Origin of the sequence: Ilyomonas limi (assembly GCF_005233845.1) — a bacterium.
GTDB classification, from domain to species: Bacteria; Bacteroidota; Bacteroidia; order Chitinophagales; family Chitinophagaceae; genus Ilyomonas; species Ilyomonas limi.
In genome coordinates, this window is sequence record NZ_SZQL01000002.1 from 20,538 (window position 1) to 43,896 (window position 23,359).

Sequence of the window (23,359 nt, forward strand, 5' to 3'; positions counted from 1 at the left end):
GATAGCAAATTTCCTGCTTCTGCTGGTGTCCTTTACCGGCAAATAGTTATCTGTTAGCGAAGAACACCAACAGAGGCGAAATATTTACCTCTTCCATATACATTAGTACAATCATTATCTGTAAAACATAATGCATCAGAAAAATCCTTATCTAAAAACCTAATCATCTTTACTTTTGTAGTATGGCACGCATACAAACCAATAAAGATATCTCGCGCAAAGACGTTATTGTGCAGGCAGCCGCCAACTTGTTTTTGGAAAAAGGGTATAAAGCAGCAAGTATGCGCGACCTTGCCGAGCGCGTAGGCGTAGAAGCAGCCAGTTTGTACAATCATATCCGCTCCAAAACCGAACTCCTGCACGACATCTGCTTTGCAGTAGCCAACCGCTATTGGGAGCACATGAGCCAGGTAGAATCTACCGAAAGCCCCATCATCAATAAAATTGAAGCGTTGCTGCGCTTCCAAATAAACCAGATGATATATAATTATGCAGAAGTGCATGTAAGCGACCGTGAATGGCGTCATTTGGCAGAGCCGTATTTATCCAATTTTCAAACACAGCGACGCAGCTATCGCAAGCGTTTTGCAGCTATTATTGAAAAAGGGATTGAGCAAGGCCAAATAAAAAATATTGATGCGCCTACGGCTGTATTAATCATGCTGCATGCCATTAGCGGCATTGAAAGCTGGCACCGCAGCAGGCAAAAGATAAACGACGAGGCATTAGAAGAAAACATGATTACTATAATGCTTGATGGCTTGAGGAAGTAAAGATGCAGGATGACAGGAGAAGAGTTGACAGTTAACAGAAAGAAATTACTTATAACAAATATGCTTAAACAAAAGCGTCTTGCTGCTTTGCAAGACGCTTTTGTTTTCCTTCTTATCATCTGTCAATTAGCAACTGTCAACTCTTCTCCTGCTATCTGCTCTCCTATTGCCCCTGCGCCAAACTATATACTTTCTTCTCTCCCAACTTCAACAATAATTCAGATGAACAAATTTTAAAATCGCCGCTCAGGCTTATATACAAGCCCAGTACATCCTGCTGGTTCAGCGGGCGATCATCCAGGCTTTCAAAACGTGCATTGTACAGGTTTACAAGATTGGTATAAACAGAACCCGTTGGCCACACCTGCGTACCGCGGTTGCTGATATTTATCAGCTTAAACTTAACGCCCGCATGACGCATACATTTATTTGCAATCGCAATCGGCTGTTCATTACTTTCAATAAAAAAATCAACGCCGCCAATCAGTTCCGGCGCAGAATCTTTCGTTTCCATCATTTCATTTTTCTCCAGCTTAAAATGCGTTTGTGTTCTCGGTAGGTTGGCAATAATTGGTTTAGCGCCCTGTTCGGGTTGCTTACCAAAATTGGAGATAATCGCATCGGCAAACTGCGTAGTATTTAAAGCCGGTATTGCTTTATTACCAAAATCGCCGGTATGTACTCCTTGCTCCAACGTATATAGCAATGCATTTTCAATGATAGCTGCGCTTTCCATCAATCCCAGATGGCGCAGCATAGCAATGCCGCTCAACAGCAAGGCTGTCGGGTTTGCAATGTTTTTACCAGCAATATCCGGCGCAGTGCCATGTACAGCTTCAAATATGCAAATATGGTCGCCAATGTTGGCGCTGGGCGCAAAGCCCAAACCACCCACCAAGCCAGCGCATAAGTCACTCACAATATCCCCTTGCAGGTTGGTAAGTACTACTACATCAAACGTATCGGGGCGGGTTACTAGTTTCATACACAGATCATCTACAATTACATCATCGGCTTTCAGGGCAGGATATTCTTTAGCTACTTCGTAAAATACTTCAAGGAATAAACCATCCGTTATTTTCATAATGTTGGCTTTATGCCCACAGGTAATGCGGCGAGCTCTTTTTTTCTTCGCCATTTCAAAAGCATAGCGTATCACTTGCTCGCTGCCGGGGCGTGTAATGAGGCGGCGACTCAGCGCCACATCATGTGTAAGCATGTGCTCCACGCCGCCGTACGTATCTTCTATATTTTCGCGCACCACCGTAATATCTATGGGTATGCCTGCTTTACTAAACACGGTATCCACCCCATGCAGCGTTTGAAATACGCGGTTATTTGCGTAGGTGTTCCAGGTTTTGCGGGCTGTTACATTCACACTTTTTACACCTTTTCCTTTAGGCGTTTCCATTGGACCTTTAAACAAAATACCCAAAGTTTCAATGGTTTGTTTTGCTTCGGGCGTCATGCCATTGCTGTAGCCTTTATCAAACACCCATTTTCCCATTTCCACCACTTCGTACTCCAGCGGCACTTTAGCTGCAGTAAATATGTGCAATACAGCGTCCATTATTTCAGGACCAATTCCATCTCCTTTAGCCACAGCAATTTTTGTCATAGTTGTTAGCATTTATTGTACACAAAGGTAAGTGCACAAAACACAGCAGAAAGGGAAAGCATTGAGAATTTAAGTATAATAGCAAGCAGATTTTGATTAGAAGCATATTGAAACACCTGGCGGTGTCTTTTATTTTGTGTGGGCAGGCTGCAATGCTATAATGAATCGTCTCTTGCGCAGTGCGCCGCCACAGGCAATGATCGTACATTTCAACTGTAGAATAATTATTGAGTATGTATGCAAATACGTTTTTGAACCACAGAGGCAATGAAGTAAAACACAGAGGAACACTAAGAAAGTAGTAAATTCTTCCATCCTGTTCATCCCAACAATCTCGCAAATCCCGGTTCAGACCATCAGTTTCACCAGCAAAAATATCAGGAAACATCATTATTATTAAAAATCGAAAGTATTATTTTCGTTTTCAACAACACAACCTTGCGCAATGAAAAAACTATCCTGCTTACTACTGCTTACTGCAACTTACTTGCTCTCCGCTGCCCAAACACTACAAACTGCTGCTCCATCAGCTGCCAATTTCTCCGATGAACGGCTGCAACGCATTGATAAAGTAATGCAACAGGCAGTGGACAGCGGCTGGATTGCCGGCTGTGTTGCCTTCATTGCAAGAAATGGCAAAATTGTGTATAACAAAGGCTTTGGATATGCCGATGTAGAAAGTAAAACCAAGATGCAACCCGATAATATTTTCCGTATTGCATCGCAAACAAAAGCCATTACCAGTGTTGCCGTAATGATGCTGTACGAAGAAGGGAAATTTTTACTGGACGATCCTGTTTCCAAATACATTCCCGCCTTTGCGAATGCAAGAGTATTATATGAATTTACTGAGAAAGACAGCACTTTTACAACCGTGCCTGCGAAGCGCGAAGTAACCATCCGCGATTTGCTCACGCATACGTCAGGCATAGATTACGCGCTCATTGGCTCGCCGCAAATGAAGGCGATTTATGCTAAAGCAGGTTTAAACCCAGCCTTTGGCAGCGATACGATGAAACTGGTGAATATGGTGAATAAACTGGCAACCCTGCCACTGGGACATCAGCCCGGCGAAAAGTGGACGTACGGGTTGAATGTAGATGTATTAGGCCGCCTAGTAGAAATTGCATCCGGCATGCCGCTCGACCAGTTTTTTCAGCAACGCATCTTTCAGCCGCTGGGGATGAATGATACTTACTTTTATCTGCCCGAAAATAAATACAACCGTCTTGTAACAGCTTACACCGAAGACAAACAACACAAGCGCGTTACCTGGGAAAGCCAAAAAACGTCTATTGGCACTTCCAATTATCCCAAAATACACGGCACTTACTTTGCCGGTGGTGCAGGATTGAGTTCTACCGTAAGAGACTACGCCACCTTTTTGCAAATGCTGCTGAATGGCGGTATATATAATGGACATCGCCTGCTGGCACCACGCACCATTGAGTTGATAACTTCCAACCAGATTGGCGACCTTAATTTGGGTGTTGATAAATTTGGATTAGGCTTTGAAATTGTTACTGCTGCAGGGCAGGCGCAGGCTGCGTGGTCTCAAGGATCCTTTGCATGGGGCGGATTTTTTGGTACTACCTATTGGGCAGACCCAAAGAAAAATATAGTGTGCGAAATTTATATGCAGCAAACGCCGTTAACGCACTGGGAAATCTCTAACAAGTTTAAAGCGTTGGTGTACCAGGCATTAATGGATTAAAGGCTTTGCACCGATAGTTGTATTTTGCGCCCATGCTTACAATACATTTAACTAACCTCCAATTTTATGCTTATCATGGTTTGTACAAAGAAGAAGCAGCCATTGGCGGCAAGTACGAAGTGAATGTATCGGTAAGTCACTGCGAAGCAAAAATACCGGTATTGCATATTGATGAAACAATAGATTATACAGCAGTATATGACCTGATAAAAAGACACATGCTGCGCCCCAGGCACTTGCTCGAAGCAGTTGCCACCATGCTGGCTAAAGACATACTGGATACGTTTGCATTAGCCGATGAAGTGAATATCTCTATAAAGAAAATTACACCCCCGATAGTCGGTTTTCAGGGCAGTGTAAGCGTGCAGTATTCGGCGAAGCGGTAGTAATTTATAAGTTAAATTCTTACTGTTCAACACTAAGCCTATAGTTTGGGTTAAAACACCAAACAAGCGCGGAATAAAGTTTCGTTTGTTAACCTTTAAACAAAACTGCCCTTTTCCCATCTTACCCATATACAATAATTTGCAGATAACAGTATTTTACAGCATGAAAACATTATTAGCAATTTGCTTTTTATCTATATCATTTTTTGCGCAGGCACAAACCGGCACTACCGAACAATTACAACAGGCTAATACATTACTAAAACAATTTAAAGAGCCGGAAGCATTAGCTATTTACCAGCAAATTGCGGCGCAGCAAGACACAAATGTTGCAGTGCTTGTAAAGTGCGCAGAACTCAACTGCAGCATAGGCGAACGACAAACCGATAAAGGGGCAAAAGTCACTTATTTTACTACTGCCAAACAATACGCCGATAAAGCACTTGCAGCCGACAGCACCAATGCCGATGCGTTATATGCCGAAGCATTGGCGTATGCCAAATTATCTTCAACAGAAGAGGAAAATAAGAAAATAGTAGAAGATGTAAAGCAAATGAAACTATATGCCGATAAAGCGTTGGCCGCAAATCCCAATCATGCCCTTGCAAATTATATAGCAGGCAAATGGCACTACGAAATGCTGGCGCTTAATTGGTTTAAAAAAGCAGCACTGAAAACTTTTTTTGGCAAAGGCTTGGCAACGCCGGATATTGATTCTGCCATTACCTACATGGAAAAATGTAAAACACTATCGCCATATTTTGTGCAAAACTATTTGGATCTAGCTAAAGCATACGGCTACAAGAACCGCCCGGCGCAACAAATAGAAGTATTAACCAAAATGGTAAAGCTGCCAACGCGTACCGCCGATGATGTAGCACTAAAAGAAGAAGGCAGAAAAATGCTGAGTGATTTGCAATAGTTTTTTAACTGCATCAACACAAAGAATTTAATATGTTATCTTCCTTCTTAGTCCTTCGCGCCTTTGCGGTTTAATTCATCACGCTTTTACAGTTTTTTTTCTTTAAACTTTCTCAGGCACTCTTTGGTATAGCTGCTTAATACCAGTTTGCCGCTGATGGCAGCCCGCTCCTGCAACAGCATATCCCAATGATCCGTATCGTGCCAGAAAACTTTTTTCATCTCTGCCGCCGCTTCGGGGCTGGTGTGCGCCAGTGCGCTGGTAAGCCGCGCAATAGCTTCATCCATGCTTTCGGGTGTTGGATGCAACCCGGCATATAAACCTTTTCTTTTTGCCCAGTCGCTGCTGCGCCATGCCGTACTGTCAATTGCCAGCTCGCTGTATGCCGATAGACCAATCTTCCTTTCCACCGCAGGACCAATGACCAGCGGGCCAATACCAATAGACAGTTCACTCAGTTTTACATCAGCGCCTTCGAGCGCAATGGTGTAATCGGCAGCGGCGGCAAGCCCAACGCCACCGCCAACACATTTGCCATGCACACGCGCCACAATTAACTTGGGGCATTTACGCATAGCATTAATGATGCTGGCAAAACCGTTGAAAAATTGAGCACCCTGTTGTTCATCTTCTATGGTCAGGAGTTCATCAAAAGAAGCACCGGCACAAAAAGCACCACCGCCGGCCGCACGTAATACAATAACATGAATGTCTATGTTACGTGCGGCACTGTCTATCTCGTGCACCAGGCTGGCAATAAGAGGTGATGGTAATGAATTGCTTTGCGGATGATAAAATTCAATGATCAGGATATTGTTATGCACTTCTGTTTTTACATAACCATCTTTTGCATCTGTATCAATTGTCATACACAGCTATTTTGCAATACAAATGTATGCTTAAAACAATGTAATACAGCCACTTCAAAGACGTGCTTTTCCGCTTGTATGAATAAAAAGCCTATAAAAATTCTTACAAAGATGGCCGCAGGTTATGCATTAAAAAAGTTCGTGAAAAGCAGCAGTTATCGGTGAAATTGCTGTTAAGTAAATGCCGGATATTTGTTTTTATTGCCGCCTATTAAGGAAAGAACTATTTTATAATAAAATATTTATTCCAACAGTCATCCGGCGAATAGATAGGATTGTATTGCTAACATATTATAGCCACTTCATTCAATTTGCGGATTAAAAAGCCTGAAGGAATAATAGGATAAACTATCTATCGTAGGAGGAGGTTCCAGAGCCTTTTTCTGCGGTACATTCCTGTTATATCAATTTCATTCATCTGCTTAAAACTTTTTATTATGTTTGGATAAAGCGCGAAGTGAGCAATTGCATTATTATACAGCTAATCATTAGCTGACCGTGTGGTAAAAAATAAACTATAAACGGTTTGTCCTGCTGCAAAAAGGAACGTATCTTGACCATAATTAGTACCTTATCAATCATCTATGTTTGCTGCCATACGGAGAAATTTATTGTTTTGTTTGATAGCATGGATTTGCATGTTGCCGGTACGCAGCCTTACGCAGCAAAATGCAGAACCGATAGGGCCTGCCAGGCATATTACTACGGTACCTTTTACTATGCTTACGGGGGGTATCGTCATTATACGGGCAACACTCGATTCGCTCCCCGACTCACTCAACTTTATACTCGATACCGGCAGTGGCGGTATCTCGCTCGATTCTACCACGTGCAGCACGCTAGGAATAAAACTGCAGCATAGCAACCGCACCATTCGCGGTATCGCAGGCATTAAAACAGTTGATTTTGCTTACGGGCATACAATGAACCTGCCCGATCTGTCGGTGGAGAAATTGGATTTTCATGTAAATGATTATGACATTCTTACCAGCGTATATGGTGTAAAAATAGATGGCATTATAGGCTACAGCTTTTTCAGGCGGTACATTATAAAGATTGATTATGACAAAATGCAAATGGAAGTGCTGACACCCGGCGCTATCAAATACCCGCGTGGTGGCACACTGTTAAAACCCCAATTCAGCACACTGGCCATGCAGCGCTTGTATGTAAAAGACCGCGTGGGCATAACTGCTAAATTTTATTACGATATGGGCGCCGGCTTATGTATGCTGCTGTCTAAGAGTTTTGTAACAGACAGTATGTTTCTTAACACTAAGAAAAAAATGTTTGAAACGCAGGCGCAAGGGCTTGGCGGCAAGGCAGAAATGAGCCTTACCATAATAAAAGAAATAAGATTAGGACCTTATCGTTTTAGAAAAGTTCCGACTTATATTTTTAATGACGAATACAATGCTACCTCCTATCCGGCAAGTGGTGGGCTGATTGGCAATGATATATTGCGCCGCTTTAATGTGGTGCTGAACTATGGCAAGCAGGAAATTTTTATAAAACCCAATAACCGCTATAGAGATTCTTTTGATTATGCTTACACTGGTCTCGGCATTTACCTGATAAATAATGAAGTAACAGTGCTGGATATAATGAAGGGCTCTCCGGCAGAGAAAGCTGGCTTTCAGGAGGGCGATGTAGTAATAGGCATGAACAAAAACTTTAGCGGCAACATACAAGTGTATAAAGCCATGTTGCAAACAATTAATACTACTATATCGGTAATGGTGCGCGATAAAAATGGAGAGCTGATGAAGCGGCAATTAAAAGTACAAAGTATATTATGAACAGGTTATACCATTCTTTACGTCAGCAGCCCGCATTCCTGTTCTTAACTGTTTTTCTCCGATAGTTAAATAAACATACACCTTCACGCTGAACTAAGTAAGAATTATAGTGCGGTTTAGTTTATAAAAAAGAATAGCATTATAGTCATCTAAACCAGCCTACCTTTTTATCTATACCAATCACTTTTTATAAACCACCACCAATTTTAGATGTTTATCTGGCATCTATGTTGTTTATTTGAGCTTCCGTTCAGTATAAGTGCTAATCGGATTGTAAGTTTATTTATTACTCACAAATAAACAGGCTTATTTATTTTATTGCATATTGCAACACCATCAAAACACAACACATGCAAAAGCTATCATCCAGGTTGTTAATGCCCGCTGTTGCGCTCGTTCTATTGCTGCTAAGCAGTTGCGTAGCCAAAAAAAAATATTTAGACTCCCAGCTTGCGCTTCGTTATTCTAAAAGCGATAGTGTAAGGCTGGCTAACCAGGTAAACGATTTGCAACAAACCATTGCCCAGTTGCAGGCACAAATTACTACCCAGCAAGGCAATATTACCGACCTGCAAAATAGGCTAAACCAAACCGCGCAGGAAGCGCAAAACAAGGGCAGCCAGTTGCAACAAAGTCAGCAGCAATTGGCCGACCAGCAGCAGCGCCTTAAGCAACTGCAATCGCTGATAGACCAGCAAAAAGCAAAAAGTGACGAGCTGCGTAAGCGTATGTCCGATGCGCTGGTTGGCTTCAACTCCAACGAACTAACCGTATCGCAAAAAAACGGGCGTGTGTATGTAAGCCTGCAGGAAAGTTTGCTCTTTCCTTCGGGCAGTGCAGTAGTGAATCCTAAAGGCAAGGAGGCACTGGCAAAGCTGGCGCAGGTGTTGAATGTAAATCCTGATATTTCGGTAAATATTGAAGGGCATACCGACTCTATACCCATTCACGGCAAATACGAAGATAACTGGGCATTGAGCGTAGCGCGCGCTACTTCTATAGTAAGAATACTGGTAAACGATTACCAGGTAGATCCTATAAGAGTGATCGCATCTGGTCATAGCTCATACGATCCGGTTGCTACCAATTCCACACCCGAAGGCCGGGCCGCCAATCGCAGAACAGAAATTATTTTATCGCCTAAACTCGATGAATTGTATAAGTTGCTGGAGCAGTAAACATTTTATTTTATACTAAAGCCTTTATTGCAAATACCTGCTGATTTTAAACAGCAGTTGTCCATTGCAGCAAAGGCTTTTATTTTTACCGCATGAATAACATTTCTGTACGCAGGGCACAAAAAGAGGATTGCGGGCAAATTTTAGAATTGGTGAAAGAACTCGCGGTGTACGAGCGCGCACCGGAAGAAGTAACCGTTACACTGGAGCATTTTACCGAAAGTGGTTTTGGCGAACAACCCGTGTGGTGGGCGTTTGTAGCCGAAGAGCATAACATTATCATTGGCTTTGCTTTGTATTACATTCGCTTTTCTACCTGGAAAGGACAGCGCATGTACCTCGAAGATTTTGTGGTAACAGAGCAGGCACGCGGCAAAGGCGTTGGCAAGTTGTTGTTTGATAAAATAGTAGAAGAAGCAAAAGAAAAAAAGTTCAATGGTATTGTATGGCAGGTACTGGAGTGGAATGAACCGGCAATTAATTTTTATAAAAAATACAATGCAAAGTTTGATGGTGAATGGGTGAATTGCAGTGTTGAGGTGTAAGATGAAGCGGTAAGCTTTGAGCTGTATGTAATTACTTGTAAATAGTAAGCTACTGACTTATGTTTACTTTCATACTTTATTATAAAACAGTTTTCCTTTAAAAACAAGAGCACGAAGCCTCTGCTTCATGCTCTTGTTTAAAACACTTCTGTCCAAAGCTTGAGCTCGCAGCTTGCAACTTGTAGCTTCTTAATTCAATACCGGGTTTTGTTTCTTCATCAGTTCTTCATCCTGTTTTACTTTTTGCTCCCACTCCCAGGCGGTGCGCATCATATCTTTGAGATTGTATTGTATTTGCCAGCCCAATTCATCCACAGCTAACTGGTTATTGGCATAAATGGCTACTACATCACCGGGACGGCGCGGACCAATTTTATAATTCAATTGTACACCGGATACTTCTTCAAAAGCGTGAATCGCTTCGAGCACCGTTACGCCGTTGCCGGTACCCAGATTAAACACATCGCAATTGGATTTGTTGCGATTATTTTCCAGGTATTCCAATGCCAGCGTGTGTGCATGGGCAATGTCACTTACATGAATATAATCGCGCACGCAAGAGCCGTCGCGCGTTGGATAATCAGCACCATACACCGTCATTTGTGGCAGTTTGCCAATAGCAGTTTGTGTAATGGCTGGCACCAGGTTTTGGGGCTTGCCCAGCGGCAACTCCCCAATTTTTATAGATGGATGCGCACCCACCGGATTGAAGTAACGCAGTAAAATAGCTTTTGTACCCGCAACCTGTGCAAAATCGCAAAGTATCTGTTCGCCCATTTGCTTGGTAGCGCCATACGGCGACTCTGCTTTTTTGATGGGTGATTGTTCCGTTACTGGAATAGCATCGGGGTTGCCATACACGGTACACGAAGAAGAAAAAACAAAACTTGGGATATTAAATTCCTTTACACACTTCAGCAGGTTAATGAGTGAAAACAGGTTGTTTTCGTAATACATCAATGGTTCGGCAACCGACTCGCCTACTGCTTTATAGGCCGCAAAATGAATGATGCCGGTAATGTCTTCGTTTTCCTGAAATACAGCCAGCGTATCATCAAAATTTTTAAGATCTACTTTATAATTTTTCAGCTTTTTACCTGTTATTTTTTCTATGCCATCCAGCAGGTAAGTAGTAGAGCGGGAGTTGTCATCTATCGAGATAACTTCGTAGCCGTTTGCTATTAAATCTACTACGGTATGTGAGCCTATGTAGCCGCAGCCACCGGTAACCAGTATTTTTTGCATAGTTGATTGTTGATTGCCGCAAAATAAAGAAAAAAATTTGGTGGTTAGGTGATTAAGGAGTGTTGATAGATGCTGGATGACGGTTGACAGTAACAAAGCTGCTTTATCCTCCATAACTCGTAGCTCCAAGCTCATAGTTCGGTATTCCTGGCCTAAATTTTTACTGTTAAACTTTTCTGCTTGCCTTTCCGAATGCAGTTTGCTTTGTTATTTTGCATCTATTCCAATGAAACCGAAAACAGTCATATCGCTTTTCTGCATTATCGTGCTCCTGTTTCAGGTGTTGCCAGTGCAGCAGTTGGGCAGTATGCTTTACAACAATCAAATACAGGAAGAACTCCCTCACGGCGGAACCGAGATAGGAAAATATATGAAGGGTAAGCCTGACTTTAAAAAAGACTTCTGCTGCACACACTATTTTGCCGGAATAAATTATATCTATACCAACGCAACCTCTTATATTCATTTTGCTACTGCCTTACCACTCTCTCAGGCGGGCGATATACAAACGCCGCCTCCCAATATTATTCCATCTTTAGCATAGCATACTACAAATGTGTATGTATTAGTAATAGGTGAAGGACTGCATGTGTTGCAGTCGTTAACATCAACTATTATTATTGCTATTTATCTATTATTGGCTGCGTATCAGCCGCAATCATTTTTCTTTTCCGTTATCCAAATTATCAGCATTATGAAAAAATATTTGAATAGTGCAGGTGCAGACTTTTCTGCTTCTGTAGTGGTCTTTCTTGTAGCATTGCCGTTGTGCCTTGGCATTGCTTTAGGCTCCGGCGCTCCTTTATTTTCGGGTTTAATTGCCGGTATTGTTGGCGGTATGGTAATTGGCAGCCTCAGTGGTTCGCAATTAAGTGTAAGCGGACCAGCAGCCGGCTTAACCGCCATTGTAGTTACAGCTATTGGTAAAATGCCAGCGTACGAAGCCTTCTTATTAGCAGTAGCAGTAGCTGGCGTCACACAGCTAATTTTTGGCTTTATAAAAGCCGGTGTATTTGGCGATTATGTGCCTTCGAGTGTAATAAAAGGCATGCTTACGGCAATAGGTATTATTTTAATTTTGAAACAAATACCACACCTTGTAGGTTACGACAAAAACTTTGAAGGCGACACTGCTTTTATGCAGGCAGACAACAATAATACTTTTAGCAGCATTGTAAATGCTATTAGCGGAATTACACCTTTGGCAGTAGTTATTGGTGTGGTGTGCCTGGCGGTGTATGTAGTGTGGGATAAAGTATTGTATAAAAAAAGCCGCTTTTTTCAGTTGGTACCTGCACCACTTATTGTGGTAATAGTGGGTGTTTTATTAAATGTATTTTTACAAAACGGTTCTTCTCTGATGCTGAAAGAGGAGCACCTGGTAAGCATACCAATTGCGTCTTCTCCAAAGGAGTTTATTTCCTTCTTTACCATGCCCGATTTCAGTTATATTAATTTGCCCATCGTGTGGACAACCGGGCTTACCATTGCTATCGTGGCAAGCCTTGAAACCTTGCTGAATATTGAGGCTGCCGATAACTTGGATCCTTACCATCGCGTAACACCCACCAATCGCGAGTTAAAAGCGCAAGGCATTGGCAATCTTGTTTCGGGCTTGATTGGTGGCTTGCCCATTACATCCGTAGTGGTACGTACGAGTGCCAATATTAACTCCGGTGCTAAAACAAAAATGGCGGCTATCTTTCATGGTATATTGCTCTTGCTTTGTGTAGCGCTTATTCCCGGTGTTCTCAATTTAATACCTTTATCTGCATTAGCAGCTATTCTTATTTATACCGGCTATAAACTGGCAAAGCCAAGTATATTTGCAGACTTATACAAAAGAGGCATTGACCAGTTTATTCCTTTTATTGCTACGGTAGGTGTTATTATTTTTACAGATTTATTGATAGGAATATTAATTGGCATCGCCATCGGTTTGTTCTTTGTAATCAGGAGCAATTTTAAATCTTCGCTGATGGTGGTACACGATAGCAACCGGTATTTATTTCGCTTTAGAAAAGATGTATCTTTTTTAAACAAACCATTGCTCAAAAGCAAACTGGAAAAGGTACCGGAAAATTCGTTTGTGCTGATAGACATTATGCGTGCTGATTTTATAGATAAAGATGTAGTGGAAGTGATTAATGATTTTAATAAACACGCACAGCTTAAAAACATCAGCGTGGAAGTAAAGCGAAGTACAATGCGGCCTTCGCACCAGATGATCAGAGCAAAAGACGAAGTACCGGAATTGGAAACTGTTTAAATAACCATTAAGTTAAGCGTGAAAAGGGAACATCTCACCGTTTCCCTTTTCACCGTTCACCTACTTTAAACAACATAGTATTATTAATAAAGCACCATAACATTATGAAATCCTACGAAAAATTGTTGCTCGAAAATAAGGGCTGGGCAAGCGAAAAAATAGAAGAGGACCCCGAATATTTTCAGCGATTGGCAAAGCTGCAGAAACCAGAGTTTTTATGGATAGGCTGCAGCGACAGCCGTGTGCCGGCTAATGAAATTACCAATACACAGCCCGGCGAAATATTTGTACACCGCAATATTGCCAATTTGGTCATCACTACCGATGTTAATTTACTGAGTGTACTGGATTATGCCGTAAATCACCTGAAAGTACGGCACGTAATTGTATGCGGGCATTATGGCTGCGGCGGCGTAAGTGCAGCACTTACCAATAACGATTATGAGCATGTGCTGAATATGTGGCTGCGAAACATAAAAGATGTGTATCATATTTATAAAAATGAGCTGGATGCAATAACAAACAGGGAAGCTAAATGCGACCGGCTGGTAGAATTAAATGTGATAGAACAGGTAAAACATTTGGCAAGAACCTCTATCATTCAGCGTGCATGGAAAAATGAACAGCGCCCGCATTTGCATGGTTGGGTGTATGGGCTGAAAGATGGAGTTATAAAGCCCATATTCGAAATGCCTGCAGGTACCACATTGGAAGATGTGTATCAGTTTGATTTATAATTTTTTGCCACAAAGGTGCTAATATACAAAGCACTTTTGGTAGTGTTTTTAAATGTAAGATGGCTTAAAAGGAACCATAAATAAGGTGAACAGACATTCTTATTTTCTAAATTTATCAATACCATAGAAATAAAAGCTTTTTTAAGTAGCATAGATCTTTTTTTGACCATCTTACATTCCGGAACACTATAAACAATTACTCATTTGTCAGGCAATAGTTCATCAAAAATAAAAGCACGAAGAAAATAACCTTCGTGCTTTTGTCTTATAAAAAAATTTTTGTATTCGTATTTTGGTGGCTAATTCTCCGGTTATACCGCCTGCATAAATGCATGTTTTATTATACCGCAAAAATTGGTCTGCAGCATTTTTTCAGCTACTAATATCATATTCTTAAATGCTGCTGCATTAGAGATGCCATGACCAATAATTACGGGCTTGGCTACGCCTAAAACCGGCGTTCCGCCATAATTTTCGTAATGAAAGCGATGCAGGTATTCATCATTATCCAGTTGCCGGTTAACAGCAATATCATAAAACGATTCTGCCATTTTTAGTACCACATTGCCGGTAAAGCCATCGCACACCATTACATCTGCTTTATCTTTAAACACATCTCTGCCTTCTACATTGCCCACAAAGTTGATGGTGGCATTTTCTTTCAATAACGGGTAAGTGGATTGCGCCAGCAAATTGCCTTTACCTTCTTCTTCGCCTACATTTAACAAACCCACTTTAGGGCTATCAACACCTAGTACATACTGTGCATACAAGCTGCCGAGTACGGCAAACTGGTTCAATTGTTCCGGTTTGCAATCGGCATTCAAGCCTACATCCAGCAGCAAGCCGGTAGCACCGTTGAGTTTGGGAACAATAGTAGAAATGGTGGGGCGAAGTACGCCTTCGATAGCTTTGATGGTGTACATAGTGCCGACCAGCATGGCGCCGGTATTGCCTGCACTAAGAAAAGCATCAATTTTGCCGGAGGCTAATAAATGAAAACCAATTGCAATGGAAGATTGCTGTTTTTCTTTGAGCGCTTTGGTAGGATGCTCGTGGTAGCCAATCACTTCGGGCGCATGAATAAGCCGTATAGTGTTTGCAGGAATGTTGTGTTCAATTAGTAATGGCTGCACCTGCTGCTCATCGCCTATACAAAATAGTGTTGCCGGCTGTGCACTGGCAGACAAATACTGATGTACGCCTTTAACGGCTTCAAGGGGAGCATAATCGCCGCCCATCATGTCCAGTCCAATATTCATAGCCGGCAAGCTAATAATAATTGCTGAAAAAATAAAAGTGTTGCCTTATGCTTTCAGCGGTGCTTTTTCCGATACTACTTTTCCTTTGTAGTACAGTTTTCCTTCACTCACATGCGCACGGTGGCGCACGTGCATTTCACCGGTAGTGGTGTCTTTGCTCAGCGTTACTTCTTCGGCTTTATAATGCGTTCTGCGCTTTGCGCTGCGTTGTTGCGAATGTCTGCGTTTTGGGTTTGGCATAACCTAAAATTTAAAATATCTAATAATGTTTATTGTAAGTTTTTAAACTGATCCAGGCCTTTCCACAACGGATTGGCTCCTTTTTCCGTATCATTTTCCATCTGCTCCAGCTTCTTCAGCACTTCCGGATTACAGGTACTTTTACCTTCTGCATCTTCAGGACAATATTTTTGCGTTGGAATGCTCAGGTTGATGAACTCGTAAATCCAGTCGGCAATATGCAAATGGCTTTCTGTTTTGCTGATGTAATACACATCAGGATCTTCTTCCTGCTCATTCATCTTTTGCGGCTCGTCCACCATTTTCACCACAATATTAAACTCATCCCAAAGCCGCATGGTGAGCGGGTTGCCACAACGGTCACAGGCAGCATCTGCTGTTCCGTCTATATCAAACTTCAGCAGCATGAAGCCATTTTTTTTGTCCAATGTGAGCTTTACATTTGCGTACACATTGGTAAAATCCTGTTCGTCGTAAGGTGCAAAGAACTTATCATCTATCTCGTACTGAAACTCGTGAACGCCCGGCTTTAAACCCACAAACGGAATTTCAAATGCTCTCCGGTTATTCATGGTCACAAAATTAAGGTCGGCAAAGGTAGGGCAAAAATGGATAGTGAACAAAGGTAATTTTGTTGCAGGAGATTGTTTTATAATTTGTTTGGGAAGTTTAAGAGAGAATAGATAAAATCCTAAGTTACGAGAATGCATTACTGCACTTACTTACAAATGATCATTCAAATACAAGAGCCTGCCTCATTATCCAAGGCAGGCTCTTGTATATAAAAAAATACAATTATTTAGGTTCCAATGCTTGTTTGATTCTCTCAGCTACATCCTGCAAATGATATTTGCTCATTTTATCAGAAGTGCCCGGTACCGCAGCCAGTATTCTGCTACGCAATGCTACTAAATGTGCCCGTGCAATGGATACCACATCGGTTGATTTGACGCCGCCGCCGCCAATAGCAGGTCTGGATCCGAAACTAATGGTAATCATCCCGGTAGAAGGCGTCAATATATTTATCAAAGCTTCCGCGTATGTTTTTTGCAAATTGCGGCGGTACATATCTATTGGTTTCTTAGTAGCCAGTTCGCTCCAGATGCCACTTTCCGCATCGGTGAGCATATCATCGGGGCTGTACGTATTGGCAGTACCAAAGCGATAGCTACTATACACCATCCGGCCCAGGCGCGAGTTGGAAACCAAACTATTGATAACGTTCGTTTGAATATTACCTACCGTTTCTGCTGTTACAGGATTACTAAATTTATTCAATACCTCCCTGTTTACCAGCCAGGTAGGTGTTTCAAACAACTGCTTGTTTAAGAAAGCAATGGCTTCTTTTTGCGTGGTTTTTGGTGTGGGAGAATACACATCGCCGCTTTGCTCTATACTTTTGGGAACTTCATACACACCACCTACATTTTTCAGTACATGAAACATATAACGGTTGTATTGCAATGCCAGTTGCGTGTACATGTCCTCCAGATTCTCGTATGTATCTGCTTCTTCTTTTGTCCATTCGGGCAGGTTAGCCAATATGCGCTGCAGGTTTTTAATGCCATAAGCACTGGCTTTCATGTTATCGTTGCCCAAATCCTCAGTTTGTGAGTGCGGATCGTAGGGGTTGGTTTCGGTACCAAACCATAGACGCGGATTAGCTTTCAGGCTGTCCACAATCCATTTGTTTACAATCTTCTTATCCTCTTCTTCATTTTTAGCACCCGTATAAGCATAGCCCCATTGAATAGCCCACTTGTCATAATCGCCAATGCGCGGGAATAAGCCGGCTTCAGTAATGCTGTCCTCGGGTTGGGCTACATAATTAAAGCGGGCATAATCCATAATAGAAGCCGTATGTCCATGCGCTTCCACCCAGGCTTTGTTGCGAAGCAGTTCAACAGGTGTAGTGCTGCTGCTGCCCATATTGTGGCGCAAGCCAAGCGTATGGCCAATTTCGTGCGATGAAACAAAGCGTACCAGTTGTCCCATCAAAGAATCATCAAACTCCATTTTACGGGCTTTGGGGTCAACGGCGGCAGTTTGTATCATATACCAGTCGTGCACCAGCTTCATTACATTGTGATACCAGCCAATATGACTTTCAATGATTTCACCACTGCGCGGGTCGTGTACGTTGGGACCGTATGCATTTTCAATATTCGAAGCAAAATAGCGCACTACCGAAAAGCGGGCATCTTCCAGGCTCATGCTACTATCGTTTTCCGGCCATTCTTTGCCTATGATAGCATTCTTAAAACCAGCTTTTTCAAATGCTTTTTGCCAGTCGTTGATACCCGCTATCAGGTAAGGACGCCATTTTTTAGGCGTAGCCGGATCAATATAATACACAATGGGCTTTTTTGGCTCTACCAGTTCGCCACGCTTCCATTTATCCATTTCCTCGGCTTTTGGCTCTAAGCGCCAGCGTACCACAAATACTTCATTTTTTACTTTCTGTTGTTCATCGCCATACTTGGTATAGTCATCAGCAAAATAACCTACACGCGGGTCGAACATGCGCTTATTCATGGGCGTGGCAGGCAGCAGGACAAAAGAATTATTAATTTCTAAAGTAACGGCTCCCGCTGCGCTGGCTGCCGGAAAAGTAGTAGAAGGAAATGGGCCGGCACTAAATCCACCAAAATTGGGCGCCGAATTGAACGTTTTTACCGTCTTCACTTCGGTATTGATAGGATAACTGTTGATGTTAGCGATGTACGACCTATCGCTGATGAGACCGGACAAATTATAAGCGCGTTTATCAAACGGATTGATGCTTACCACCTGAATATCTCCTCTGAAAAAATCAGTAACATCAATTACTACGGTTGCAGAATCTTTGCCGGTTGTATCCTTGCCGTAAGCTTTGATATCAAACACGCCCGCAATCGGGTTGAGATTGGAATTGGTAACTGCTTTATAAATCTGATTGGAAGAATCAGCTACATTAATAGTAGTAATTACACGCAAAAAGACATTATTATTAGGACCTTTTTCCCAGGCGATGGTTTGTTGATTAGCCAGTTCGCCACCATACACATCGGCGCCGCCGGGCACTTTGCTGTAGCGCGTAATAGCAATGATTTCGCGGTTCATCAGGCTGTCCGGTATTTCAAAATACCATTTCTCCTCTACTTTATGCACGGTAAACAAGCCAGGCTTAGTGATGGCTTTACTGGTAATTACTTCGTTGTAAGGTTTCGGTGCGCCTATCTTTTGCGGTGGCAATCGTTTGGTGGTATCACCGGCTGGTGTAGCGCGAACATTGGTCTTAGCAGCAGCAGTTGTAGTGGATTTTTTTTGCGTAGCACATCCTGCTATTAATCCGGTAACGGAGAGCAGTAACAATAAATTTTTCATTCAGTTCTTCACAATTTTAAAACGCGATGAAGATAATGTGCGATATTGATATGCTGACCGGAATTAATTTAATGATTACCTAATTTATAATCTGCTTTTGATATTATAAATACACAAATGGGTACAAAGACGAATAATAAACACTTTGTAATACTTGTTTTAGAGGTGTGATTATAATAAGTTTTATCAGCAATATTTAAAACAAAAAGCAGTGCAAAGGCACTGCTTTTTGTATCAGTAAAACACTATTATTACATAGCGGTTTGTTCAAAATCAAAGGTATGCTCACCGCTGTAAGCTTGAAAAGCAATTGGATCGCCATAAGGTCCCTGATACTGCGCATCGCCAAAACCCAGTTGCAGTATGCCTATACCAAAGATAAACATGAGCAAGGTGGTTAGTTCGTCTTTGCCAAAGCTTTTAGAAAGTATATTATACGTCCAAATACCAAAAACAATATTTACCACAGGAATACATAACAGCAGCAACCACCATGCAGGTTTACCTACTATTTTCAGTAAAATATAAATGTTGTAAAAGGGAATAATAGCAGCCCAGCCTGGCTGACCGGCTTTCTCATAAATTTTCCAGGTGGCTACCACCATCGCAATGATGTAAGCAAAATAAGCAACTACAAAAAGAATCATAAAATCTGTTTATGTTTTGGTTTTGTTTTAAAAGTCAAATGTCTGTTTTATTATAAAAATAAATACTACTTTATATACTTTTAAACAATAAATAAGCGATACTTAATGAAAAGTACCGCTTATTAAAAATGAATAAATTCACATGTTTGTTATACTCCTTTCAGCTTCTTGATTTCTTCTGTAAGTTTTGGTACTATTTCAAACAAATCGCCAACTACGCCATAGTCCGCCGCTTTGAAGAAAGGTGCTTCTGCATCTTTATTAATCACGACCATCACTTTGCTCCTGTTTACGCCGGCAAGATGCTGTATGGCACCAGAAATACCTACGGCAATATATAAATTTGGTGATACCTGAATACCCGTTTGTCCCACATGCTCGTGGTGGGGGCGCCAGTGTGCATCGGCTACCGGGCGGCTGCAGGCCAATGCTGCATGTAATGAATGCGCAAGGTCTTCGAGGATGCCCCAGTTTTCAGGCCCTTTCATTCCGCGACCACCGCTTACTACAATTTCTGCCTCAGTAAGTGGTACTTCGCCTTGTACTTTATTGACGGTGGCTGCTTTTACCTTAGCATTATCGGCGGTAGCATCCAATTTTTCTACCTGTGCGGTTTCGCTGCCGGTTTCAGCAATGCGAAAACTATTTGGATTAACGGTTATTACTTTCACCGGTGAAGTGATGGCTACATTGGCAAATGCTTTTCCAGAAAAAACCGACTTACGCACCGCAAAACCATTGCTGGTATCGGGCAAAGCCACTGCACCGGCAACAAGCCCGGCTTTGAGTTTTGCAGCTATGCGCGGCGCTACAGCACGTCCGGTTTGGTTGTGGGAGAAAACGATTACTTCTGCATTGCTTTTTTGTACAGCTTCCATGATGGCATTTGTGTAAGCCTGAGCATCCATTGTGTTGAAGGTATCACTTTCGCCGTGATATACTTTGGATACGCCATAACTGCCAAGATCGGCTGCATTTTTTGCCAAATTACCCAGTACTACAGCATTAGCGGTAGTGCCTATCTGTTTAGCCAAGGCCACGCCATAGCTTAATGCTTCTAATGATGCTTTTCTTATCTGACCTTCAGCTTGGTCAACGAATATGAGAACAGACATTTTTTGTGAATTTGTGCCCTCTTCCCTACTCTTCTCCGCAGATGGTGAAGGAAATGAAAAGAGCGTATTTAATAGTGAATTGCCAATTATAAGAGGTGAGAAATAAGTTGTAACTTAAATATCTTTTTCTTGCTTCTCATTTTTATATAACTCTTGCTTCTTCGTGCAGCAGCCGCACCAGTTCTGCCATATCGGTAGCAGGCACCATTTTAACACCGGCTTTGGCAGGCGGTAATTCGTAGCTTACTATTTTGGTGAGTGCTTCTATGGGGGTAGGTTCTACCACTTTTAGCGGTTTGGTACGGGCAGCCATAATGCCGCGCATATTGGGGATGCGTTGCTCGGCAACCCCCTTCTGACAACTAACAACAGCAGGCAAAGCCACTTCGTCCACTTCTTCGCCACCCTCAATTTCGCGGGTCACCACAGCCGTTGTGCTGTTCAATTCAAATTTGGTAGCTAATGATATATAGGGCAAATCCAATAATTCTGCTACCATGCCGCCAATAGCAGAAGCATTATAATCTATTGTTTCTTTACCGGTAAAAATTAAGTCATAGTTGCCCTGTTTCGCCACTTCGGCTATTTGTGCTGCTACAAAATAGGTATCATCACTTTGCGCATTGATGCGAACGGCTTCATCGCCACCTAACGCCAATGCTTTGCGGATAATGGGATCGCTATCTGCACCGCCTACATGAACAAGCGTGATAGTTATAGAGGCATCTTTTTCCTTTAACTCAATAGCACGCACCAGCGAATACCATTCGTCGTATGGATTGATAATCCATTGCACACTAGCCTCGTCAAACTTTGTATTGTTTTCTTTAAAAGCAATCTTTGAAGTAGTATCCGGTGTTTTACTTATACAAACTAATATTTTCATGCAATAATATTTGAGAGCCGCAAAGATAACAGTCGGGAAACAAGATACAAGGAACAAGTATTCAAGTATTCAGTAAATAAGAATACGAGAATAATTATCCGGGCAAAACTCAGCCCATAGACTCGTTTATGAAAAAGCAACTTGCCTTTTGTTCCAAACACACCTTTGCACCTCAGCGCCATTGCGGTTTGAAAAAACTTAATTCCATGTTTTCTCGCCGGCTTTCATTTTGTCTAAAGTTTGCTGATAGCCTTTTTTCTCGGCTTCATTTACCACCAAATCCATTGCTTTTTGTTCCCATTCTATCGCTTCATCTTTACGTCCTAAACGGTACAGGATATTGGCATATGTGTCCATATATGCCGGGTTTTGTTCCTTCTCAAAAGAACGTTTGCTCCATTCCAGCGCACTTTGCAGGCAGTTTTCATCGCTGCAGTTTTGAAAAACAGTCCAGGCATATTCATTCAAATTGCCTTGCGATACATTATCGCCATAGCTTTTCATATATGCAACGATGGCTGGGCCAAAGTCATTCCACTGCTGGCGATTCATATAAAAAAGCACCTTTGAATAGGCAATCACTTCATTGGCCTTGGCGGGATATTTTAACTGCACACTATCTTTCAGCTTATTCCAGTTCGGCTCGCCGGCAATAGGTGCATACCGGTTAAATAATACGGGCACCACTTCTTCATAAAAAATAATACGGTTAACCCCATTTTCAGCAACGCCTTTACCCAATACTGCATCTACTTTTTCAGGGTTTTGAAGCATTATCTGAAAACCTTTGTCCTTGCTGCTTTGTGTAAAAGCCTGCAGCAGGTTAAGTGTTTTAGGGGTATAAATATTGCTTTGCGTTGCTAAATAGTCGTTTGCTATCTGCGAACCGGTTTTATCGTCGTAAGCGTGTAAGGCAGCCATAGCAAGGTTGTATAAGAAGGCTGAATCTTTTTGTCCTGCTTTGTATTTAGCCAGCATTGGATAATATTGCTTTGCAGGGTCTAATGCTTCTTTAGCTTTAGCTATAAATTCGTCACCCGTTTGCGCAGCACCCACAATGCGGTGAACAAGCTTGCCATTCTGGTCAAAAATTAAAAATGTTGGATAAGCCATTATCCCGTATTCTTTGGCAATATCGTGTCCCGCGGCATACCAGCTTTTTACTTCCTCATTATCGCTGTCGGTAGTGTCCAGTTGCACACCTACATTGATGAAATTGGCATTCATCAGATCGCCGACTGCCTCCTGCGGAAAAATCTGCGCACTCATATATTTGCAGGGACCGCACCAGGTAGTAAAGCAATCCATAAAAATATATTTATGTTCAGCTTTGGCTTTTGCCTGTACCTGCTGCCACGTAAGCCCTTGCTCAAAATGTACCCCTTTGTCCTGTGCTAAAGCAGCAATTGGCAAAAGGCAAAGCAACCATTGAATGATGTTTTTCATACGATAAAAATTTAGTTGAAGATATTTAAGTAATTGCAAATAAGGTGATAAACTGTGTAAAATGTATGCATTTTCAATTACGTTTCTAATACTTCTCCCTGAAGATGCAATTCATAAGGAAAAAGACCTTATTGCCTTAGTAAAATGCCATTACAAAGAAGAAGACCAACCTTATTTCCAATAACTACAAGCCAATAAAGCATTGAATAGTGTATTATTCCTTTTTATTAAGGTAATAAGGTAGATAAAAAACTACTTACGATCCAACGTAATACTTATGCTGTAAAAATAGAAATGCATGTAATCTGGTAGAAAGAACAAAAATGACACCTGTTTTATTTA

The 23,359-nt window shown here is 41.9% G+C and carries 21 protein-coding genes; 10 read left to right on the plus strand and 11 right to left on the minus strand.

What is annotated here, in order from left to right:
- The first annotated feature begins 182 nt into the window (after positions 1-182).
- Positions 183-773, plus strand: coding sequence for a TetR/AcrR family transcriptional regulator (locus FC093_RS03400; protein ID WP_137260351.1), 591 nt, complete (start codon positions 183-185; stop codon positions 771-773).
- A gap of 163 nt (positions 774-936) precedes the next feature.
- Here the strand turns inward: FC093_RS03400 and FC093_RS03405 are convergent, their stop codons facing one another.
- Positions 937-2,391: an NADP-dependent isocitrate dehydrogenase gene (locus FC093_RS03405; protein ID WP_137260352.1), complete on the minus strand. Its 1,455-nt coding sequence runs from the start codon at positions 2,389-2,391 to the stop codon at positions 937-939.
- Between the two features lie 445 nt (positions 2,392-2,836).
- Here FC093_RS03405 and FC093_RS03410 point away from each other — a divergent pair, with 445 nt between their 5' ends.
- The 3 genes from FC093_RS03410 (at position 2,837) to FC093_RS03420 (ending at position 5,413) form a co-directional block, all read left to right on the plus strand.
- On the plus strand, positions 2,837-4,105 hold the full coding sequence (locus FC093_RS03410; protein WP_137260353.1) for a serine hydrolase domain-containing protein: 1,269 nt from the start codon (positions 2,837-2,839) through the stop codon (positions 4,103-4,105).
- Positions 4,106-4,137: 32 nt separating this feature from the next.
- A complete protein-coding gene (locus FC093_RS03415) occupies positions 4,138-4,491 on the plus strand; it encodes a dihydroneopterin aldolase (protein WP_137260354.1) in 354 nt (117 codons plus the stop codon).
- A gap of 163 nt (positions 4,492-4,654) precedes the next feature.
- On the plus strand, positions 4,655-5,413 hold the full coding sequence (locus FC093_RS03420; protein ID WP_137260355.1) for a tetratricopeptide repeat protein: 759 nt from the start codon (positions 4,655-4,657) through the stop codon (positions 5,411-5,413).
- Positions 5,414-5,499: 86 nt separating this feature from the next.
- Here the strand turns inward: FC093_RS03420 and FC093_RS03425 are convergent, their stop codons facing one another.
- The gene (locus FC093_RS03425) at positions 5,500-6,282 is read right to left on the minus strand and encodes an enoyl-CoA hydratase/isomerase family protein (RefSeq protein ID WP_137260356.1); all 783 of its coding nucleotides are present in this window, start codon (positions 6,280-6,282) and stop codon (positions 5,500-5,502) included.
- Between the two features lie 620 nt (positions 6,283-6,902).
- Here FC093_RS03425 and FC093_RS03430 point away from each other — a divergent pair.
- The 3 genes from FC093_RS03430 to FC093_RS03440 all read left to right on the plus strand — a co-directional run bounded on the left by FC093_RS03430 (position 6,903) and on the right by FC093_RS03440 (position 9,804).
- Positions 6,903-8,081 (plus strand): aspartyl protease family protein, encoded by a 1,179-nt coding sequence (locus FC093_RS03430; protein ID WP_170970982.1) that lies wholly within the window; start codon positions 6,903-6,905, stop codon positions 8,079-8,081.
- A 350-nt stretch (positions 8,082-8,431) separates the two neighbouring features.
- Complete coding sequence (locus tag FC093_RS03435) at positions 8,432-9,259, plus strand: OmpA/MotB family protein (RefSeq protein WP_137260358.1); 828 nt, start codon at positions 8,432-8,434, stop codon at positions 9,257-9,259.
- Positions 9,260-9,351: 92 nt separating this feature from the next.
- Positions 9,352-9,804, plus strand: coding sequence for a GNAT family N-acetyltransferase (locus FC093_RS03440; RefSeq protein ID WP_137260359.1), 453 nt, complete (start codon positions 9,352-9,354; stop codon positions 9,802-9,804).
- A gap of 189 nt (positions 9,805-9,993) precedes the next feature.
- On the opposite strand, the gene galE is transcribed toward FC093_RS03440, so the two are convergent.
- Positions 9,994-11,049 (minus strand): UDP-glucose 4-epimerase GalE, encoded by a 1,056-nt coding sequence (galE, locus tag FC093_RS03445; protein ID WP_137260360.1) that lies wholly within the window; start codon positions 11,047-11,049, stop codon positions 9,994-9,996.
- A gap of 226 nt (positions 11,050-11,275) precedes the next feature.
- On the opposite strand from galE, the gene FC093_RS03450 reads away from it, so the two are divergent.
- The 3 genes from FC093_RS03450 (at position 11,276) to FC093_RS03460 (ending at position 14,055) form a co-directional block, all read left to right on the plus strand.
- Complete coding sequence (locus FC093_RS03450) at positions 11,276-11,593, plus strand: hypothetical protein (RefSeq protein ID WP_137260361.1); 318 nt, start codon at positions 11,276-11,278, stop codon at positions 11,591-11,593.
- A gap of 150 nt (positions 11,594-11,743) precedes the next feature.
- Positions 11,744-13,318 (plus strand): SulP family inorganic anion transporter, encoded by a 1,575-nt coding sequence (locus FC093_RS03455; protein ID WP_137260362.1) that lies wholly within the window; start codon positions 11,744-11,746, stop codon positions 13,316-13,318.
- Between the two features lie 104 nt (positions 13,319-13,422).
- Positions 13,423-14,055, plus strand: coding sequence for a carbonic anhydrase (locus tag FC093_RS03460; protein WP_137260363.1), 633 nt, complete (start codon positions 13,423-13,425; stop codon positions 14,053-14,055).
- A 311-nt stretch (positions 14,056-14,366) separates the two neighbouring features.
- Here the strand turns inward: FC093_RS03460 and plsX are convergent, their stop codons facing one another.
- From plsX to FC093_RS03500, 8 genes are all read right to left on the minus strand, one after another.
- Positions 14,367-15,317, minus strand: coding sequence for a phosphate acyltransferase PlsX (plsX, locus tag FC093_RS03465; protein WP_137260364.1), 951 nt, complete (start codon positions 15,315-15,317; stop codon positions 14,367-14,369).
- 45 nt (positions 15,318-15,362) lie between these two features.
- Positions 15,363-15,557, minus strand: coding sequence for a 50S ribosomal protein L32 (gene rpmF, locus FC093_RS03470; RefSeq protein WP_137260365.1), 195 nt, complete (start codon positions 15,555-15,557; stop codon positions 15,363-15,365).
- 29 nt (positions 15,558-15,586) lie between these two features.
- On the minus strand, positions 15,587-16,129 hold the full coding sequence (locus tag FC093_RS03475) for a YceD family protein (RefSeq protein WP_137260366.1): 543 nt from the start codon (positions 16,127-16,129) through the stop codon (positions 15,587-15,589).
- A 223-nt stretch (positions 16,130-16,352) separates the two neighbouring features.
- A complete protein-coding gene (locus tag FC093_RS03480; RefSeq protein WP_137260367.1) occupies positions 16,353-18,923 on the minus strand; it encodes a zinc-dependent metalloprotease in 2,571 nt (856 codons plus the stop codon).
- Positions 18,924-19,174: 251 nt separating this feature from the next.
- Complete coding sequence (locus tag FC093_RS03485) at positions 19,175-19,570, minus strand: DUF5684 domain-containing protein (RefSeq protein WP_137260368.1); 396 nt, start codon at positions 19,568-19,570, stop codon at positions 19,175-19,177.
- Between the two features lie 149 nt (positions 19,571-19,719).
- Complete coding sequence (locus FC093_RS03490; RefSeq protein ID WP_137260369.1) at positions 19,720-20,685, minus strand: electron transfer flavoprotein subunit alpha/FixB family protein; 966 nt, start codon at positions 20,683-20,685, stop codon at positions 19,720-19,722.
- Between the two features lie 142 nt (positions 20,686-20,827).
- Positions 20,828-21,571 (minus strand): electron transfer flavoprotein subunit beta/FixA family protein, encoded by a 744-nt coding sequence (locus FC093_RS03495; RefSeq protein ID WP_137260370.1) that lies wholly within the window; start codon positions 21,569-21,571, stop codon positions 20,828-20,830.
- A 198-nt stretch (positions 21,572-21,769) separates the two neighbouring features.
- On the minus strand, positions 21,770-23,017 hold the full coding sequence (locus FC093_RS03500) for a thioredoxin family protein (RefSeq protein WP_137260371.1): 1,248 nt from the start codon (positions 23,015-23,017) through the stop codon (positions 21,770-21,772).
- Between the last annotated feature and the right edge of the window lie 342 nt (positions 23,018-23,359).

Excerpts from the sequence above, each read along its gene's own strand:
- FC093_RS03400 (WP_137260351.1), top strand. The coding sequence starts at position 183 with ATGGCACGCATACAAACCAATAAAGATATCTCGCGCAAAGACGTTATT.
- FC093_RS03405 (WP_137260352.1), bottom strand. The coding sequence starts at position 2,391 with ATGACAAAAATTGCTGTGGCTAAAGGAGATGGAATTGGTCCTGAAATA.
- FC093_RS03410 (WP_137260353.1), top strand. The coding sequence starts at position 2,837 with ATGAAAAAACTATCCTGCTTACTACTGCTTACTGCAACTTACTTGCTC.
- FC093_RS03415 (WP_137260354.1), top strand. The coding sequence starts at position 4,138 with ATGCTTACAATACATTTAACTAACCTCCAATTTTATGCTTATCATGGT.
- FC093_RS03420 (WP_137260355.1), top strand. The coding sequence starts at position 4,655 with ATGAAAACATTATTAGCAATTTGCTTTTTATCTATATCATTTTTTGCG.
- FC093_RS03425 (WP_137260356.1), bottom strand. The coding sequence starts at position 6,282 with ATGACAATTGATACAGATGCAAAAGATGGTTATGTAAAAACAGAAGTG.
- FC093_RS03435 (WP_137260358.1), top strand. The coding sequence starts at position 8,432 with ATGCAAAAGCTATCATCCAGGTTGTTAATGCCCGCTGTTGCGCTCGTT.
- FC093_RS03440 (WP_137260359.1), top strand. The coding sequence starts at position 9,352 with ATGAATAACATTTCTGTACGCAGGGCACAAAAAGAGGATTGCGGGCAA.
- galE (WP_137260360.1), bottom strand. The coding sequence starts at position 11,049 with ATGCAAAAAATACTGGTTACCGGTGGCTGCGGCTACATAGGCTCACAT.
- FC093_RS03450 (WP_137260361.1), top strand. The coding sequence starts at position 11,276 with ATGAAACCGAAAACAGTCATATCGCTTTTCTGCATTATCGTGCTCCTG.
- FC093_RS03455 (WP_137260362.1), top strand. The coding sequence starts at position 11,744 with ATGAAAAAATATTTGAATAGTGCAGGTGCAGACTTTTCTGCTTCTGTA.
- FC093_RS03460 (WP_137260363.1), top strand. The coding sequence starts at position 13,423 with ATGAAATCCTACGAAAAATTGTTGCTCGAAAATAAGGGCTGGGCAAGC.
- plsX (WP_137260364.1), bottom strand. The coding sequence starts at position 15,317 with ATGAATATTGGACTGGACATGATGGGCGGCGATTATGCTCCCCTTGAA.
- rpmF (WP_137260365.1), bottom strand. The coding sequence starts at position 15,557 with ATGCCAAACCCAAAACGCAGACATTCGCAACAACGCAGCGCAAAGCGC.
- FC093_RS03475 (WP_137260366.1), bottom strand. The coding sequence starts at position 16,129 with ATGAATAACCGGAGAGCATTTGAAATTCCGTTTGTGGGTTTAAAGCCG.
- FC093_RS03480 (WP_137260367.1), bottom strand. The coding sequence starts at position 18,923 with ATGAAAAATTTATTGTTACTGCTCTCCGTTACCGGATTAATAGCAGGA.
- FC093_RS03485 (WP_137260368.1), bottom strand. The coding sequence starts at position 19,570 with ATGATTCTTTTTGTAGTTGCTTATTTTGCTTACATCATTGCGATGGTG.
- FC093_RS03490 (WP_137260369.1), bottom strand. The coding sequence starts at position 20,685 with ATGTCTGTTCTCATATTCGTTGACCAAGCTGAAGGTCAGATAAGAAAA.
- FC093_RS03495 (WP_137260370.1), bottom strand. The coding sequence starts at position 21,571 with ATGAAAATATTAGTTTGTATAAGTAAAACACCGGATACTACTTCAAAG.
- FC093_RS03500 (WP_137260371.1), bottom strand. The coding sequence starts at position 23,017 with ATGAAAAACATCATTCAATGGTTGCTTTGCCTTTTGCCAATTGCTGCT.